Annotated in this window: 16 protein-coding genes; 13 read left to right on the top strand and 3 right to left on the bottom strand. The window is 72.9% G+C overall.

The window, feature by feature from the left end:
• The first annotated feature begins 24 nt into the window (after positions 1-24).
• Complete coding sequence (tig, locus tag ACFO9I_RS20640) at positions 25-1425, top strand: trigger factor (RefSeq protein WP_379184341.1); 1401 nt, start codon at positions 25-27, stop codon at positions 1423-1425.
• Between the two features lie 106 nt (positions 1426-1531).
• The gene (locus tag ACFO9I_RS20635; RefSeq protein WP_379184339.1) at positions 1532-2710 is read left to right on the top strand and encodes an esterase/lipase family protein; all 1179 of its coding nucleotides are present in this window, start codon (positions 1532-1534) and stop codon (positions 2708-2710) included.
• Positions 2711-2734: 24 nt separating this feature from the next.
• Here the strand turns inward: ACFO9I_RS20635 and ACFO9I_RS20630 are convergent, their stop codons facing one another.
• Positions 2735-3838: a sulfite oxidase gene (locus ACFO9I_RS20630; RefSeq protein WP_379184337.1), complete on the bottom strand. Its 1104-nt coding sequence runs from the start codon at positions 3836-3838 to the stop codon at positions 2735-2737.
• Between the two features lie 194 nt (positions 3839-4032).
• On the opposite strand from ACFO9I_RS20630, the gene ACFO9I_RS20625 reads away from it, so the two are divergent.
• From ACFO9I_RS20625 to ACFO9I_RS20610, 4 genes are all read left to right on the top strand, one after another.
• The gene (locus ACFO9I_RS20625; protein WP_379184433.1) at positions 4033-4638 is read left to right on the top strand and encodes an ATP-dependent Clp protease proteolytic subunit; all 606 of its coding nucleotides are present in this window, start codon (positions 4033-4035) and stop codon (positions 4636-4638) included.
• 32 nt (positions 4639-4670) lie between these two features.
• Positions 4671-5282 carry an ATP-dependent Clp protease proteolytic subunit gene (locus tag ACFO9I_RS20620; protein ID WP_379184431.1) on the top strand — a complete coding sequence of 204 codons (612 nt, stop codon included), beginning with the start codon at positions 4671-4673 and terminating at the stop codon, positions 5280-5282.
• A gap of 166 nt (positions 5283-5448) precedes the next feature.
• Positions 5449-6732: an ATP-dependent Clp protease ATP-binding subunit ClpX gene (gene clpX / locus ACFO9I_RS20615; RefSeq protein ID WP_379184335.1), complete on the top strand. Its 1284-nt coding sequence runs from the start codon at positions 5449-5451 to the stop codon at positions 6730-6732.
• A 151-nt stretch (positions 6733-6883) separates the two neighbouring features.
• Positions 6884-7675, top strand: a complete 792-nt coding sequence (locus ACFO9I_RS20610; RefSeq protein WP_379184333.1) for a hypothetical protein — start codon at positions 6884-6886, stop codon at positions 7673-7675.
• A gap of 50 nt (positions 7676-7725) precedes the next feature.
• Here ACFO9I_RS20610 and valS read toward each other — a convergent pair whose 3' ends face one another.
• On the bottom strand, positions 7726-10350 hold the full coding sequence (gene valS, locus ACFO9I_RS20605) for a valine--tRNA ligase (protein WP_379184331.1): 2625 nt from the start codon (positions 10348-10350) through the stop codon (positions 7726-7728).
• A 79-nt stretch (positions 10351-10429) separates the two neighbouring features.
• On the opposite strand from valS, the gene ACFO9I_RS20600 reads away from it, so the two are divergent.
• From ACFO9I_RS20600 to ACFO9I_RS20585, 4 genes are read left to right on the top strand one after another with little or no spacing between them, the layout of a single operon-like run.
• The gene (locus ACFO9I_RS20600) at positions 10430-11341 is read left to right on the top strand and encodes a GNAT family N-acetyltransferase (protein WP_379184329.1); all 912 of its coding nucleotides are present in this window, start codon (positions 10430-10432) and stop codon (positions 11339-11341) included.
• A 45-nt stretch (positions 11342-11386) separates the two neighbouring features.
• Positions 11387-12070 (top strand): Ig-like domain-containing protein, encoded by a 684-nt coding sequence (locus tag ACFO9I_RS20595; RefSeq protein ID WP_379184327.1) that lies wholly within the window; start codon positions 11387-11389, stop codon positions 12068-12070.
• A gap of 56 nt (positions 12071-12126) precedes the next feature.
• Positions 12127-13503 (top strand): bifunctional tetrahydrofolate synthase/dihydrofolate synthase, encoded by a 1377-nt coding sequence (gene folC / locus ACFO9I_RS20590; protein WP_379184325.1) that lies wholly within the window; start codon positions 12127-12129, stop codon positions 13501-13503.
• On the top strand, positions 13500-13874 hold the full coding sequence (locus tag ACFO9I_RS20585; RefSeq protein WP_379184323.1) for a DUF4233 domain-containing protein: 375 nt from the start codon (positions 13500-13502) through the stop codon (positions 13872-13874). The genes folC and ACFO9I_RS20585 overlap by 4 nt, the downstream gene beginning before the upstream one ends.
• Before the next feature lie 22 nt (positions 13875-13896).
• Here ACFO9I_RS20585 and ACFO9I_RS20580 read toward each other — a convergent pair whose 3' ends face one another.
• On the bottom strand, positions 13897-15246 hold the full coding sequence (locus ACFO9I_RS20580) for a PLP-dependent aminotransferase family protein (protein WP_379184322.1): 1350 nt from the start codon (positions 15244-15246) through the stop codon (positions 13897-13899).
• A gap of 71 nt (positions 15247-15317) precedes the next feature.
• On the opposite strand from ACFO9I_RS20580, the gene ACFO9I_RS20575 reads away from it, so the two are divergent.
• From ACFO9I_RS20575 to ACFO9I_RS20565, 3 genes are all read left to right on the top strand, one after another.
• A complete protein-coding gene (locus ACFO9I_RS20575) occupies positions 15318-16022 on the top strand; it encodes a pyridoxamine 5'-phosphate oxidase family protein (RefSeq protein ID WP_379184320.1) in 705 nt (234 codons plus the stop codon).
• A 10-nt stretch (positions 16023-16032) separates the two neighbouring features.
• On the top strand, positions 16033-16440 hold the full coding sequence (gene ndk, locus ACFO9I_RS20570) for a nucleoside-diphosphate kinase (RefSeq protein WP_379184318.1): 408 nt from the start codon (positions 16033-16035) through the stop codon (positions 16438-16440).
• A 98-nt stretch (positions 16441-16538) separates the two neighbouring features.
• Positions 16539-17045, top strand: coding sequence for a hypothetical protein (locus tag ACFO9I_RS20565; protein WP_379184316.1), 507 nt, complete (start codon positions 16539-16541; stop codon positions 17043-17045).
• The last annotated feature ends 147 nt before the right edge of the window (positions 17046-17192 follow it).

Below are 17192 nucleotides of genomic sequence, written 5' to 3'. Positions count from 1 at the left end.
GGAACCCAGATGAGGAGACAACCTGTGAAGAGCGCCGTCGAGACCTTGAGCCCGACCAGGGCCAAGCTGACCGTCGAGGTGCCCTTCGAGGAGCTCAAGCCGAGCCTCGACGCGGCGTACAAGAAGATTGCCCAGCAGATCAACATCCCCGGCTTCCGTCGCGGCAAGGTGCCCCCGATGGTCATCGACCGTCAGGTCGGGCGCGGCGCGGTCCTCGACCAGGCGATCAACGACGTGCTCCCGCAGAAGTACGTCGAGGCCCTGCAGGAGAACTCCCTCCAGCCGCTGGCGCAGCCCGACATCGAGGTGACGAAGTTCGAGGACAACGAGACCCTCGAGTTCACCGCCGAGGTCGACATCCGTCCCGAGATCACCGTTCCCGACTACGAGGGCCTCGAGGCCCAGGTCGAGGACGTCGAGGTGACCGACGAGGACGTCGAGGAGCAGGTCAAGGCGCTGCGTGAGCGCTTCGCGACCCTCACCGACGTCGAGCGCGCAGCCGCCGACGGCGACTTCGTCGTGATCGACCTCAAGGCCACCAAGGACGGCGAGGTGCTCGAGGGCGCCGAGGTCGCCGGGATGAGCTACCAGGTCGGGCGCGGCGGCATGCTCGACGGCCTCGACGAGGCCCTGACCGGCATGAAGGCCGGCGACGAGACGACCTTCTCCTCCCAGCTCGTCGGTGGCGACCTGGTCGGCGAGGACGTCGAGGTCACCGTGGCCGTCACCCAGGTCCAGGAGCAGGAGCTGCCGGAGTTCGACGACGAGTTCGCCCAGCTCGCCTCGGAGTTCGACACCGCCGAGGAGCTGGAGGCCGACGTGCGCGAGCGCCTGGGCCGCGGCAAGCGCCTCGAGCAGGCCGCCGCCGCGCGCGACGCCGTGCTGGAGGCCCTGCTGGAGAAGGTGGAGGTGCCGCTGCCGGAGACGATGGTCACCGACGAGCTCAACGCCCGCCGCCAGAACATCGAGCAGCAGCTGGCCTTCGCCGGCATCACGATGGAGAAGTACCTCGAGGACGAGAAGCAGACCGTCGAGGAGTTCGAGGCGGAGCTCGAGCGCCGCGTCCGTGACGCCGTCGCCGCGCAGTTCGTCCTCGACGAGATCGCGAAGAAGCAGGAGCTCGGCGTCGAGCAGAACGAGCTCTCGCAGCACCTGGTCCGCCGTGCCCAGCAGTCCGGCCAGGACCCGCAGGAGTTCGCGAACCACATGTTCGAGCACAACCACATCCCCGACCTCGTGCAGGAGATCCTGCGCGGCAAGGCGCTGGCCACGATCGTGGAGTCCGCGGTCGTCAAGGACGCCTCGGGCAACGTGGTCGAGCTGAAGAACCTCCGTCCGGACGGCACCATCGGTGAGCCCGAGGCCGAGCAGGAGGCCGACGAGGCCCCCGCCGCCGAGGCCGAGGAGTCCTCCGAGGACGCCTGACCCGCACCCGCCACGTCGACCCGCCCGCCGTCCCGGCCGGCGGGTCGACGTGCTTCTCGGGCGTTTTGGGTGCACAACTGTGCACCGGACGGCGTATGGTCGGCCGATGGACACCAGCACCCGCACCGGAGGGCCGGGCGTCCTCGACGCGCTCTCCCTGCTGTCCGAGGTCGTCGACGAGCTGCTCGTGGGCACGGTGCGCGACACCCACTTCGCGTGGTCCGACCGGGTCCACGGCCTCACCCGCCGCCTGGGTGGCGACACCGCGGCCGTGCCGGACGTGGCGCACCGCGGCGTCGCCGCCGCGGTGTACGGCGGCCTGTCACTGGGCCTGCGTGCCGCCACGCGGGGCCTGGACGCGGTCGCCGCCACCGGGGTCGGGCCCCGGCTCGAGGACCGGCCCCAGGGTCGGTTCCTCAGCTCGGCGGTCAACGGCCTGATCGGGGACCGGCTCGTCCGGGAGCGGCCCAGGATGGCCATCCCCATGGCCGTGCGCGACCGGGGTCGCGACGTCCCGGTGACCGGGCAGGGACTGGCCGCGGCCTTCCCCGCGGCGTCCGGGCGGGTCGTGGTCCTGCTCCACGGCCTGTGCGAGAACGAGTCCCACTGGGACCGCGGCCGCGAGCAGCGCGGCACGACGTACGCCGAGGCGTTGGCCGCCCGGGGGTGGACGCCGGTGCTGCTCCGCGCCAACACCGGACTGGGGCTGCGTGAGAACGGCGCCGCGCTCTCCTCCCTGCTGCAGCACCTGGTCGAGGGCTGGCCGGTCCCCGTGCAACGGATCGCGCTCGTGGGCCACTCCATGGGCGGCCTGGTGATGCGTGCCGCCGGCGCGGTGGCCGGCGCGGAGGAACGTCCGTGGAGGGACCTGGTCTCCGACGTGGTCACGCTCGGCACGCCCCACCTCGGGGCCCCCGTCGCCCGCGGCGTCGGGCACGGCAGCCGCGGGCTGTCGCGGCTGCCGGAGACCTCGGCCTTCGGGCGGATCCTGGACTGGCGCTCGGTCGGGGTGCACGACCTGGTCGAGGGGCTGGCCGAGGACGTGCCGCCGCTGCCGCACGCGCGGTACCGACTCGTGGCCGCGACCCTCACCCGCTCGCCGCGGCACCCCGTGGGGCACGTCGTCGGCGACCTGCTCGTCCGGCCACCCTCGGCCTACGGCCGGGACCGGTGGGGCGGCGAGCTGTTCCCCGGGGCCGACGTCCTGCACGTCGGGCGCACCGACCACTTCGGGCTCCTCAACCACCCCGAGGTGCGTCGGGCGCTGGAGACGTGGCTGTCCTGATCCGGCGTCCGGTCGGGCCGGCCGTCACTCGTCGAGGACGAGGCAGGGGACCGGCTGGTCGGCGTTGTTGGTGAAGCCGCCGCGGTTCCACACGGGCTCGGTGCCCTGCGCCCGGCCGGTGGCGTCGTACGCCCTGACCCGCAGGGCGTGCTCGCCCGGGACCGCGTCCCAGGTCGCGGTGAACCCCCGCCAGGCCCAGCGCCCGGCATCCGGACCCATCGACACCTCGCTCCACGTCACGCCGTCGTCGGTGCTCACCTCGACCCGCTCGACCGGCCCCCAGCCGGACCAGGCGCGACCCTCGAGGACCACGCGCCCGGGCCGGACCACCCGCGCCCGGGTCATGAAGTCGGGGAACCCCGGCGGCACCAGCAGGGCCCGCGGCTCGATCCACGTCACCGGCACGCCCGGGTCGTCGACGTGCTGCTTCACCCGGTAGGCGTGGTGCTGGTAGCCGTCGAACTCCTCGCCCGAGACCGTCACGGACGCGAGCCACTTGACCGACGCCATGCCGTACCACCCCGGGACCACCAGGCGGGCGGGGAAGCCGTGCTGCGGCGGCAGGGGGCCGCCGTTCATCTCGTAGGCAACCAGCACGTCGTCGCGGCGGGCCTCGGCCAGGGAGAGCCCGCGCTGGTAGTCCTGCTCCACGCCGCGCTCGATGCCGTGGTCGAGGCCGGTGAAGACCACGTCGACGGCGTCCGCGGACACCCCGGCCCGGTCGAGCAGGTCGCGGAGCCGGACGCCCGTCCAGTCGGCAGTGCCCACCGCGCCGTTGAGCCAGGGCTGGCTCACCGGGCGGGGCTCGAGGGCGGCCCGGCCGTTCCCGGCGCACTCGAGGGTGGCGCGCACGGTGTGCCGGGGGAGCGAGACCAGCGTGGCCAGGTCGAGGCCGAGGGGCCGGTCGACGAGCCCGTCGAGGGTGAGCTGCCAGGTGGCGGGGTCGACGTGGGGGATGTCGTAGTGGGTGAGCACGTAGTGGAGGCCCGGCGGGGTCACGTCGAGGCGCAGCGCCTCGAGCGGGAGGGCGTGGTTGCGCGAGGCGAGGTGCAGCTCGTCGGCGCCGATGCCCTCGCCGCGCTCCGCGACCCGCGAGGCCGCGCTGATCTCCTCCAGTGACGGTGCCACGTGCCCTCCCGGTCAGCCCGATGCGGCGAGCGTACGCCGGGCCCGCCCGGCCCGGTGGTCGGCCGGGCCGGGGCCCGGGGCGCCGGTGAAATCTGCTGTCGGCGAACAGGGGCGGTCAAGCCGTGGAACTGTCCGTGCTTGCGGCTAGGGTCGCTGTCGTGACCCAGAATCCCAGCCCCAGTCTCGCGCCCCAGATGAACGGGGCGGCGGGCTTCAACGTCCTCGACGACCACATCTACCAGCGCCTGCTGCGTGAGCGGATCATCTTCCTCGGCTCCGAGGTTCGTGACCAGAACGCCAACGCGATCTGCGCCCAGCTGCTGCTGCTCTCGGCCGAGGACCCCGAGGCCGACATCTTCCTGCACATCAACAGCCCCGGTGGCTCGGTCGACGCGGGCATGGCGATCTACGACACCATGAACTACATCCCCAACGACGTCGCCACGGTCGGCATGGGCCTGGCGGCCTCGATGGGCCAGTTCCTGCTCTGCGCCGGCACCAAGGGCAAGCGGTACGCCCTGCCCCACGCGCGCATCATGATGCACCAGCCCTCCTCGGGCATGGGCGGTTCGGCCTCGGACATCAAGATCCAGGCGCAGCAGTCGCTGCACATCAAGAAGGTGCTCCTCGACCTCATCGCCGAGCACACCGGCCAGCCGATCGAGCAGGTGGTGACCGACGCCGACCGCGACCGCTGGTTCACCGCCGACCAGGCGCTGGAGTACGGCCTGGTCGACCAGGTCATCAAGAGCGCCCGCGACGCCGCCGACCACGGTCGCCCGGCCCACGAGAAGGACTGAACGCCATGAGCACCCCTGACCTGAGCCCGTCGATGAACTACTACATCCCGCAGTGGGAGGAGCGCACCTCCTACGGCTTCCGGCGCATCGACCCCTACGCCAAGCTCTTCGAGGACCGCATCATCTACCTCGGGACGCCGATCTCCGACGACGTGGCCAACGCCGTCATCGCGCAGCTGCTGTGCCTGCAGTCGATGAACCCCGACCAGGACATCAGCATCTACATCAACAGCCCCGGCGGCTCGTTCACCGCGCTGACGGCGATCTACGACACGATGAAGTTCATCAAGCCCGACGTGCAGACCGTGTGCATCGGCCAGGCGGCCTCCGCGGCGGCGATCCTGCTCGCGGCCGGCACGGCGGGGAAGCGGCTCGCGCTGCCGAACAGCCGGATCCTCATCCACCAGCCCTACACCGAGGGCACCTTCGGCCAGACCTCGGACATCGAGATCCAGGCCAACGAGATCCTGCGGATGCGTGAGCTGCTCGAGAAGATGATCAGCGACCACAGCGGCCGCAGCATCGAGCAGGTGAGCCGCGACATCGAGCGTGACAAGATCCTGACCGCCGAGGGCGCCGTCGAGTACGGCCTCATCGACGCGGTGCTGGAGTCGCTCAAGGGCACGCCCGCCGTGACCGGCTGACGTACCCCTCATGGCGGGAACCTCGTGTCCCGCCCCCGTCCGGGGGCGGCACGGGGTACCGTCGAGGGGCGCCGATCACCGGCGCTCCCGCACCACCCTGATCAACCAGTCTCGATGTAGGACTGCCGGCGGACCCTCTGCCGGCCGAACCGGAGGATGACCGCCCGTGGCACGTATCGGTGACGGAGGGGACCTGCTCAAGTGTTCCTTCTGCGGGAAGAGCCAGAAGCAGGTCAAGAAGCTCATCGCGGGCCCCGGCGTCTACATCTGTGACGAGTGCATCGACCTGTGCAACGAGATCATCGAGGAGGAGCTCAGCGAGGGCGCCGAGGTCAGCCTCGACGAGCTCCCGAAGCCCCGCGAGATCTTCGAGTTCCTGAACTCCTACGTGATCGGCCAGGAGCAGGCCAAGAAGTCGCTCGCGGTCGCGGTCTACAACCACTACAAGCGCGTCCAGGCCGGCCTCCAGCCCATCGCGGGCAAGCACAGCAAGGAGGAGTCGGTCGAGGTCGCGAAGTCCAACATCCTCGTCATCGGCCCGACCGGCTGCGGCAAGACCTACCTCGCGCAGACGCTGGCCCGGATGCTCAACGTCCCGTTCGCCATCGCCGACGCCACCGCCCTCACCGAGGCCGGCTACGTCGGCGAGGACGTCGAGAACATCCTGCTCAAGCTGATCCAGGCCGCCGACTACGACGTCAAGAAGGCCGAGACCGGCATCATCTACATCGACGAGATCGACAAGGTGGCCCGCAAGGCCGAGAACCCGTCGATCACCCGTGACGTCTCCGGCGAGGGCGTGCAGCAGGCGCTGCTGAAGATCATCGAGGGCACCACCGCCTCGGTGCCCCCGCAGGGCGGTCGCAAGCACCCCCACCAGGAGTTCATCCAGATCGACACCACGAACATCCTGTTCGTGGTCGGCGGTGCGTTCGCCGGGCTCGAGCACATCGTCGAGCAGCGGGTCGGCAAGAAGACCCTCGGCTTCACCGCCGAGGTGCGCGGCGCCGCCGAGCGCGACGCCGACGACCTGCTCGCGCTGGTTCGTCCCGAGGACCTGACCAAGTTCGGCCTGATCCCCGAGTTCATCGGCCGGCTGCCGCTGATCGCGAGCGTCTCGAAGCTGGACCAGGAGGCCCTGGTCCAGATCCTCACCGAGCCGCGCAACGCCCTGGTCAAGCAGTACCAGAAGCTCTTCGAGCTCGACGGCGTCGAGCTGGAGTTCACCGACGACGCGATCGCGTCCATCGCCGACAAGGCCCTCGAGCGGGGGACCGGTGCCCGTGGGCTGCGCGCCATCATCGAGGAGGTCCTCCTCCACGTGATGTACGACGTGCCCTCGCGCGGTGACGTCGCCAAGGTCATCGTGACCGGTGAGGTCGTCACCGACGACGTGGCGCCGACGCTGGTGCCGCGCGAGTCCGAGGCGAAGAAGAAGAAGTCCGCCTGATCGTCGACGGCCACGGCCCGGACCAGATCGGACTAGTCATATCGGACTAGTCCGATTGGGGTAATCGGGCCATTCAATCCTCGGGTTCACTTCGATTGACTTGGGGCGGGCCGCTGCCTGCCCACCTGCACGTCCGACGAGGGAACCCACCATGAGCGCCGACCACAAGCGACCGCTGCTCGCGTTCGTCATCGTGGCGCTGCTGTGCGCGCTCATCATCGCCGACAGCATCCGCAGTCAGGCGGTCGTGGGCTACCTGCGGGCCGGCGCGGTGCGCGTCGTGCAGGGGGTCGAGCTCGCGCCGCTCCCGACCGGTCACCACTTCGTGCGCACGCCCGCCGCGTCCGCACCGGTCGCGGCCGAGCCGCCGTCGGCCCTCGCGACCACCGCCACGCCGATCGTGCCCGGTCCGCTGCCCTCCGCGTCAGCCCCCGGCTCGCAGCCGGGCGCGCAGCCGGGCCACGGGGCGGCCCCGCAGGCTCCCGGACACGCGGCGGCGGTGGGTGCCGGTCACCAGCCGGGCCACCCGGCCGCAGGCGCAGCCCCCGGCCACTCCTCCCCGGGCCACACGGCGCCGGGTCACGCGGACCTGGGTCACTCGGCACCGGGTCAGCAGGCGGGCCCGGGCCACGCCCCCGCGGCGACCGACACCCCGGCCCAGCACGCGACCCACGAGTCGAGCCACCTCATCGGCAGCCTGTTCGGCGAGCCGAACAGCGCGACCGACGTCGTCGACGCTCCCGGGGCCGAGGGCCACCACGGGCCCGCTCCGGACCAGGCGCCCGGACCCGCGACCTCACCCGGTGGCCCTGCCGTCCACTGGCAGACCTGGACCGGTCAGGTGCACCAGGCGCCCGGGCACGGGCACCGCAACCAGGGTCACGAGCACGGCCACGGCAAGCACGGCCACGGCAAGCACGGCCACGGCCACGGCAAGCACTGAGGCCGACCCGCACCGAGGCCCGGTGACCGGGCCCCGGTGCGCTCGCGTGGTCAGCCCTGCGGGACCTCGGCCAGCTGCGCGTCGACGCTGATCTGCTCGGCGTCCGGGGCCACGGTGAAGACCAGGTCGCCGGTGATCCGGCCGGTCTTGCGCAGGTCGTCGGCAGCCTGCTCGGCCGCCCGGACCAGCGCCTCGGGGCCGGTCACCTCGACCCGGGACAGCTCGGCACGCATCGACACCTTGGCCTGGGACTTCGCGCCGCGGATGCCGATCAGGACGGCCGCGACGGCATCCACGAGGGCCGGGTCGGCCGCCGCGGCGGAGCCGAGGTCGAGCTCGGTCGGCCAGGGCGCCCGGTGGATCGACCCCTCCTGCCACCACGACCAGACCTCCTCGGTCACGTAGGGCAGGAACGGCGCCAGCAGCCGCAGCTGGACCTGGAGGGCGAGGGCGAGGGTGGCCCGGGCCGAGTCGGTGGCGGGCCCGCCGTCGGCGGCGTACGCACGCTCCTTGACCAGCTCGAGGTAGTCGTCGCAGAACTCCCAGAAGAACTTCTCGACCGTCTCCAGCGCCGTGGTGTAGTCGTAGGCCTCGAACGCCTCCGTGGCCTTGCTGACGACGTTGGCCAGGCGCCCGAGCAGCGCGCAGTCGAGGGGCTCGGAGACCTGGTAGGGGTTGAGCTCGGTCGCACCGACGCCGCCGAGGACGAACTTCGAGGCGTTGAGCACCTTCATGGCCAGCCGGCGGCCGACCTTCATCTGGGTCTCGTCGAAGGGCGAGTCGAGGCCCGGTCGTGCCATCGCCGCACGCCAGCGGACCGCGTCGGCGCCGTACTTGTCGAGGATGTCGGTCGGGACGACGACGTTGCCCTTGGACTTCGACATCTTCTTGCGGTCCGGGTCGAGGATGAACCCCGACACGAGGGCGTGGGACCACGGCGCGGCGTGGTTCTCGTACTGCGCCCGGACGACGCGGGAGAACAGCCAGGTGCGGATGATGTCGTGTGCCTGGGTGCACAGGTCCATCGGGAACACCCGCTGCCACAGGTCGTCGTCGGACTCCCAGCCGCCGGCGATCTGCGGGGTGAGGGACGAGGTCGCCCAGGTGTCCATCACGTCGGGGTCGCCGATGAAGCCGTTCGGCTTGCCGCGCTGCTCCTCGGTGAAGCCGTGGGGGGCGCGGGTGGACGGGTCGATCGGGAGCTCGTCCTCGCGGGGGAGCAGCGGGTGGTCGTAGTCGGGCTCGCCGTCGGCGTCGAGGGGGTACCAGACGGGGAACGGGATGCCGAAGAACCGCTGGCGGGAGATCAGCCAGTCGCCGTTGAGGCCACCGACCCAGTTGTCGTAGCGGTGCTTCATGTGGGCGGGGATCCACTGGATCTCGCTGCCCCGGTCGAGCATCTCGCCGCGGACCGCGGCGTCGCGACCGCCGTTGCGGATGTACCACTGGCGGGTGGCGACGATCTCGAGCGGCTTGTCGCCCTTCTCGTAGAAGTTCGTCATCCGCTGGGTCGGCTGCGGGTCGCCCTCGAGGTCGCCGCTCTCGCGGAGCAGCCCGACCATGGCCTCGCGGGCCGAGAAGGTGGTCTTGCCGGCCAGCTGGGCGTACGCCGCGGTCGCGGCCTCGCCCGCCCCGGCGATCCACTCCGGCGTCTCCCGGGCGATGCGACCGTCGCGGCCGATGACCGTGCGGACCGGCAGGTCGAGCTCGCGCCACCAGGTGACGTCGGTGAGGTCTCCGAAGGTGCAGCACATGGCGATGCCGGCGCCCTTGTCCATCTCGGCCGCGGGGTGGGCCAGGACCGGGATCTGGACGCCGAAGACCGGGCTGGTCACCGTCGTGCCGAAGAGCGGCTGGTAGCGCTCGTCGTCGGGGTGCGCGATGAGCGCGACCACGCTCGGGATCAGCTCGGGCCGGGTGGTCTCGATCGCGACCGTCCCGCCGTCCTGACGGTGGAAGTGGACGCGGTGGTAGGCGCCGGCGTACTCGCGCGCCTCGAGCTCTGCCTGGGCGACCGCGGTCTGGAAGGTGACGTCCCAGAGGGTCGGCGCCTCCTGGAGGTAGGCCTCGCCGCGGGCGAAGTTGCGCAGGAACGCGCGCTGGCTGACGGTCTGGGCCTTGGCGCCGATCGTCGTGTAGTGCTGCTTCCAGTCGACCGACAGGCCGAGCGTGCGCCACAGCTGCTCGAAGACGACCTCGTCCTGGACGACGAGCTGCTCGCAGAGCTCGATGAAGTTCGGCCGGCTGATCGGGACCTGCTTCTTCGGGTCCGGCTTCTCCGGCGGGGTGAAGTCCTCCTCGTAGGGCAGGCTCGGGTCGCAGCGCACGCCGAAGTAGTTCTGGACGCGGCGCTCGGTCGGCAGGCCGTTGTCGTCCCAGCCCATCGGGTAGAAGACGGACTTCCCCCGCATCCGCTGGAACCGGGCGATCAGGTCGGTGTGGGTGTAGGAGAAGACGTGCCCGACGTGCAGGCTGCCGCTCACGGTGGGCGGCGGGGTGTCGATCGAGTAGACGTTCTCGCGCGGCTGGGTGCGGTCGAAGGCGTAGGTGTCGTCGTCCTTCCACCGCTCGCTCCAGGTGGCCTCGAGCCCCTCGAGCGCAGGCTTGTCCGGTACGACGACAGCACGCTGGTCGGTGCTCGTCGCGGTCGGGGCCTGGGGCTGGGTCTCGGTCATGGGCGAAATCCTAGGGCGCGGGGCACCACCCCCGGAAACCGGTTGTGGCCGCGCGGGTCCGCCCGCCTACCCTCCGCCCATGCGCGACGAGACCCATGACGACCGCCTCGAGGTCGTGATCACCGAGGACCCGGCGGAGTTCCTGGCCCTCGCCGAGCAGCACCTGGCCCTCGACCCGGTGGTCACGACGGTCGTCTCGACGGTGACGCACCGCGCGCTGGACCAGGTCCGGCGTGGCGTCCCCGTGCCGGACCATCCGCGCTGGTGGGCCGTCGTGCGGGACGCCGCGGGGACCGTCGTGGGCACGGCCATGCGCACGGCGCCGTTCGCGCCGTACCCGCTCTTCGTGCTCGACATGGCCGACGAGGCGGCGGTCGCGCTCGCCCGGGCCGTGCACGCGCGTGGCGAGGAGGTCGGCGGCGCCAACGGGGTGCTGCCGGCGACCAGGGTCGTGGCCGAGGAGGTCGCCCGGCTGCAGGGTCACGGCACGTCGGTGTGGGAGCACACGCGTCTCTTCGAGCTCGGCGACCTCGTGGAGCCGGCGCCGGTGCCGGGCGCCGTCCGGGCGGCGACCGACGCCGACATCGACCTGTGCCTGCAGTGGTTCCAGGCCTTCGCGGCCGATGCCGCCGAGCAGGCGGGGCGGGAGCACGAGGAGGGCGCGGGGGAGTACTTCACCCGCGAGGACATGGTCGAGCGGGTCGTGCGCGGCCGGGTCTGGCTCTGGGAGGTCGAGGGTGAGCCCGTGCACCTGACCGGCTTCAACCCGCCGAGCTTCGGGGTGGCGCGGGTCGGTCCGGTCTACACGCCGCGCGAGCACCGGGGACGTGGCTACGCGAGCGCGGCGGTCGCGGCCGTCTCCCGGCGGCTGCTCGACGAGGGCGCGAGGGTCTGCCTCTTCACCGACCAGGCCAATCCCACGTCGAACAGGATCTACCAGGCGCTGGGCTACCGCCCGGTCGTGGACATGGCGAACCTGCGGGTCGGTTGAGCCGGTTCCCCGGCGCTGGGCTCCCGACGTCGATAGCGTCGGGTCATGAGCTCCCGGTGGCGCCCGCGATGGATCCTGGTCGGAGCGGTGGTGCTCGTCGCGACGGGCGTCCAGGCGGCCGGGGCGACCGAACCGACGCCGATGACGACTCCGGACGTGAGCTCGCGGTGGGACGCGACCGCCCTGTTCGTCGCACAGGACCTTCCCGACGACGCGACCGGCTCGGTGACCTTCGCCCTCGACGGCGTCGAGGTGTGCTCCGGCGAGGTGACCGGCGGGGCTGCCGCCTGCTCGTCGGGCACGCGACCCGAGGTCGGGACCTACGCCGTGACCGCGGCCTACTCCGGGGACGAGACCCACGCCGCCACGAGCACGAGCCTGCAGTGGTCCGTCACGCAGGTGGTCCGGCAGCTGGCCGTGCGCTCGCCGGACCGGGTGGTGGTCGGTGGCCGGGCCCTGCTGCGCGCGCGACTGGTGACGGTCCGGCCGTGCGGCCCGTACGCCGCGTGCCGGACGAGCCACGACGAGGGCGTGGTGGTCTGGAGGGTGGTGCGCGCGAAGGGTGGCGTGGTCCTGCGGCACCGCAGCGTGGTCGAGGACGGGCGGGCACGCTTCCGCACGCCGCGGCTGCCCCGACGAGGCGACTACGCCATCAGAGCGTCCTACTGGGGCGGCCCCCACTTCAGCGACGCGAACGACCACGCCGAGCTGCGGGTCACCCGCCGCTGAGGGCGGCCGCGCTCGGTTCGGGTCCCGGCGGGGCCCGCCTCTAGACTCGAGCCGAGATGAGTGAGACCCCCGCCGCCCCCCGCCTCGCCCAGACCTTCGAAGAGGTCGAGGACGCCCTGCTGTCGCGCTGGCCGGAGACGCGGCTCGAGCCCTCCCTGGACCGGATCCGGGCGTTCACCGAGCTGCTCGGCGACCCCCAGTCGTCGTACCGGCTGATCCACCTGACCGGCACCAACGGGAAGACCTCGACCTCGCGGATGATCGACACGCTGCTGCGCGCGCTGGAGCTGCGGACCGGCCGCTTCACCAGCCCCCACGTCGAGCGGATGACCGAGCGGATCTCCATCGACGGCGAGCCCCTGACCGACGAGGAGTTCGTGCGCGCGTTCAACGACGTGGCGCCGTACACCCACCTCGTCGACGAGGACCAGGAGCACCCGCTGTCGTTCTTCGAGGCGGTCGTCGGCATGGCGTACGCCGCGTTCGCCGACGCGCCGGTCGACGTCGCCGTCGTCGAGGTCGGGATGGGCGGCTCGTGGGACGCGACCAACGTCGCCGACGCCGACGTGGCCGTGGTGCTGCCGGTGGCGGTCGACCACGCGCAGTACCTCGGTGACTCGCCGCTGGCGATCGCCGAGGAGAAGGCCGGCATCATCAAGCCCGGCTCGATCGCGGTGCTCGCCCAGCAGGAGCCCGAGGTGGCCGCGCTGCTGGTCGCCCGGGCCGCCGAGGTCGGGGCGACGGTGGCCCGCGAGGGCGTGGAGTTCGGCGTCGTGTCCCGGGTGCCCGCCGTCGGCGGGCAGGTCGTCTCCCTGCAGGGCCTGCGTGGCCGGTACGACGAGGTCTTCCTGCCGCTCTACGGCGCGCACCAGGCCCAGAACGCCGCGGTCGCGCTGGCGGCGGTCGAGGCGTTCGCAGGGGAGCGGCCGCTCGACGACGAGATCGTGCGGGCCGCCTTCGCCGAGGTCACCTCGCCGGGCCGTCTGGAGATCGTGCGCCGCAGCCCCACGGTCGTCCTCGACGCGGCCCACAACCCGCACGGCGCCGAGGCGCTGGCCGCCGCGCTGGACGACTCCTTCACGTTCTCCCCCCTGATCGGTGTGCTCGGGGTGATGTCCGACAAGGACCACGAGAGCCTGCTGGCGGCGCTCGAGCCGCACCTCGCCCACCTGATCTGCTCGCAGAACTCCACGTCGCGCTCGCTGCCGGCGGCCGAGCTCGCCGAGGCGGCCCGCGCCGTGTTCGGCGAGGACCGGGTCTCGGTGGCGCCCCGCCTGGCCGACGCCATCGACCAGGCCGCGGCCCTCGCCGAGGCGGGGGAGGCGTTCGGCGACCCGCTCGGCTCGGGAGCCGTGCTGGTGACCGGGTCGGTCGTCACGGTCGGCGAGGCGCGCAGCCTGCTCGTCCCGCGTGGCAGGGAGGCCCGGGCATGAGCGACGACCGCACCCGCTCGCCCCGCCGCGGCATGTGCGCGGCGGTCCTCAGCCTCGAGGCGATCACGCTGGGCCTGACCACCCCGGTGATGATCTCGGTCTCCGACGTGGCGACCGGGACGGCCCTCGCGATCGGCCTGGGCCTGATGGTCGTGTGCCTCCTGCTCGCCGGCATGCTGCGCGCGCAGTGGGCCTACACCCTCGGCTGGGTCGTGCAGGTGGCCGCGATCGCGCTCGGGTTCGTGATCCCGCTGATGTTCTTCCTCGGGGCCGTCTTCGCGCTGCTGTGGGGGACGGCGTACCTCCTCGGTCGCAAGATCGAGCGGGAGCGAGCCGCGGCGTACGCCGCGTTCGACGCGCAGCAGGGCTGAGGGCTCCGCGGTACCCGGGGCCTCAGCCCAGCGCGCGGGTCATGGCGGCCAGCGCCTCGTCGAGCTGCTCGTCGGTGCATCCGCCGAAGCCCACCACCAGCCCGGTGAGGGCCGACGAGCGGGCGTAGTCGGCCAGTAGGTTGACCTCGTAGCCCGCCGCCCGCGCCGCGTCACGGGCCCGGCGCGCGTCCGCGGCGGGCAGCAGCCACGTGGAGTACATCCCGGCCAGCGGGCCGGCCAGCTCGGCGTACGGCGTCAGGGCCGCCGCCACCCGCGGGGCGCGCTCGGCGTACACCCGGCGTGCGGTGCGCACCACCTTGTCGACGTAGCCGTCGCGGAGCATCGCGACGAAGGCGCGCTGGACCGGCCACGGTGCGGCGTCGTGGGTCACCCGTCGGTGGTGGTCGATCGCGTCTCGCAGGTGCGGGGGCGGCACCAGCCAGCCCAGCCGCAGGCTGGGCGCGACCGACTTCGAGGCGGTGCCGAGGTACGCGACCCGGGACCTGTCGAGCGTGGCCAGGGCCGGCACGGGCGCGACGTCGTAGCGGAACTCGGAGTCGTAGTCGTCCTCGATGAGCACGGCACCCGCGTCCCGGGCGGCCGCGAGCGCGGTCAACCGGTCCCCGGCGGGCATGACCCGGCCGAGGGGGTGCTGGTGGGCGGGCGTGAGGTAGGCCGCCACGACGCCCCGCAGGTCGGTCACCGGCTCGTGCGCCGGCAGGTCGACCACGCCGCGGCCGCTGCCGCGCACGGTCTCGACCGCCGCCCGGTAGCCCGGGTCCTCGAGGGCGACCGGCCCCGCAGGCAGCGACCCCAGCACGTGGCGCAGCCCGTCGGTGGTGCCGTGGGTGACGACCAGCTCGTCGGGTTCGACGACCAGGCCGCGCGTGCGGGCCAGGTGGTCGGAGAGCGCGATGCGCAGCTCGGGCAGGCCGCGCGGGTCGTCGTACCCCCGTGGGGGTCGTGCGGTCGAGACCTCGCGCCAGGCCCGCCGCCACCCGGCGGCGTGCCGGGGGTCGATCCACGGGGTCCCCGCGTCGAGCCGGACCAGGCGAGGAGCCGGGGCCGGCCGCCGGCGGCGCGGCGGTGCGGCCGGGGTGCCGCCCGCGGGCCCGAGCTGCTGGGAGGCCACGAACGTCCCGGCCCCGCGACGCGCCTCCAGCCAGCCCTCGGCGAGCAGCTGCTCGTAGGCCTGCTCGGTGACGGAGCGGGCGACCCCGAGCTCGCCGGCGAGGGCCCGGGTGCTGGGGAGCCGGTCCCCGCGGGAGATCGTCCCGGCGACGACCAGCTCGCGGATCTGGCCGGAGAGCTGGACGCCGAGCGGCACGGCGCGCTCGCGGTCCAGACGGACGGGGAGGGGGGTGTGGGCCACCAGAAGTGTCCTGTTCGAATCGTTCCAGATTGGCCCGTGACGACGGGCCACTGGTGGACGACCCTAGTGCCGTGACCGCCACCTCGCCCAGCGCGCCCTCCCGGACCCCGCTCTCGCCGACCCCCCGCACGACCGTGTCCCGCGGCCGCAACCGCGTGGTCACCGACCGCGCCCGGCTGCACGACCTCCTCGCCGACGCGCTGGTGGCGCACGTCGGCGTGACGCTGGGCGGGCACCCGGTCGTGCTGCCGTCGGCGTACGCCGTCGACCCGCACGGGCCCGACCGCGACGGGACCCTGTACCTGCACGGGTCCGTGGCCGCGGGCTGGCTGCGCGGGGCCACCGACACCACCGTCTGCGTCACCGTCACCCAGCTCGACGGCCTCGTCGCCGGCCGCTCGGCCTTCCACCACTCGATGAACTACCGCTCGGCGGTGGTGATCGGACCGGCGCGGCTCGTGGACGACCCGGCCGAGAAGGAGCGGGCGCTGGCCCTGATCGTGGACCACATGATCCCGGGCCGGTCGGCGACCCTGCGGGCCAGCACCCGCAAGGAGCTGGCCGCGACCGCGGTGCTCGCCGTCCCCCTGCACGAGGCGTCGCTGAAGGCTCGTGACGGCGGACCCGTGGACGAGCCCGACGACGTCGCCGCGGGCGTCTGGGGCGGCCACGTGCCGCTGCGGCTGGTGGCCGGGCCGCCGGTGCCGGACGTCGACTCGGCGGGCACGGTGCCCGGCGACGTGGTCGCCCGGGCGCGCGACCTGGCCGCTCGGTAGGGTGCCGCCCATGACGCAGCGCACCCTCGTCCTCCTCAAGCCCGACACCGTCCGCCGCGGACTGGTGGGGGAGGTCATCTCCCGTTTCGAGGCCAAGGGCCTCTCGATCGTCGCCCTGGAGCACCGCACCATCGACGACGCCCTGGCCGACGAGCACTACGCCGAGCACGTCGATCGCGACTTCTACCCGCCGCTGCGCACCTTCGTCACCAGTGGCCCGCTGGTGGCCATGGTCCTCGAGGGCGACGAGGCGATCGAGGTCGTGCGCGCGTTGAACGGCGCCACCGACGGTCGCAAGGCCGCGCCCGGCACGATCCGTGGCGACCTCTCGCTGTCCAACCGCGAGAACCTCGTGCACGGCTCCGACAGCCCGGAGTCGGCCGAGCGCGAGATCAAGATCTGGTTCCCCGGGCTCTGACCCGCGCGACGGCCCCGGCGAGCCGCCGGGGCTGTCTCCTGGCCCACAGTCGGTGGACGCCGGGTTTCCCCGCCGGTGTGCGGGGCAGGCTGCCCCGCATGCAGCCGCCACCGCCCAGCGCCTCCCACCCGGACGGCTCAGGCGCTGCCCGTCGGCGCAGCGGCAGCCCCCTCGTGGCCGTGCCCGGCGCGGTGGACCCCGCCGACGAGGTGGAGCTCGCCGACGACGGAACGCTCGTCGCGACCCTCGGCCGTGTCTCCACCAGTGCCGAGCTCCACTGCTCCCGCGCCGTCGGCGCCGTCGCCGAGTGCCGCCCGCGGTTCCGCCCCGGCCCCGAGGACGGCACGGTGGTGGCCGCGGCGTCACACGTCGCCGACGTCTCCGAGGACCTCGCCCCCCTGGACCGGCTGGCCGCCCAGCTCGCCGAGGACGGCTGGCAGCGGCGCCACCTGGCCGGTCAGGACGCCGCGCGGATGGTGGCCGAGCGCGACGACCTGCGCCTGACCGCGTCGTACGCCCCTGCCACCGGCGCCTTCCTCCTCGAGGTCGTCTCGGCGCCGCTCGCGGTCGGGGCCACGCGCGCCCGGCGGCTCGTGTCCGGCTGACCCGTCGCGCGGGCCCCGGCGGCCTCTGTGATCCCGTGCTTTGCCGACGCCACTCGCGTGTCCTGCCGGGGATGGGGCCGTCGCGCTCTTACCCTCGATCCGGGTCGTCACATTCGCACCTGACGTCCCATCTTCCCCAGGAGCACT

The sequence above is a fragment of the Nocardioides sp. GCM10023255 genome, assembly GCF_042653125.1.
In the GTDB taxonomy this organism is placed as follows: Bacteria; Actinomycetota; Actinomycetes; order Propionibacteriales; family Nocardioidaceae; genus Nocardioides.
This window is presented reverse-complemented; position numbering and strand designations above follow the sequence as displayed.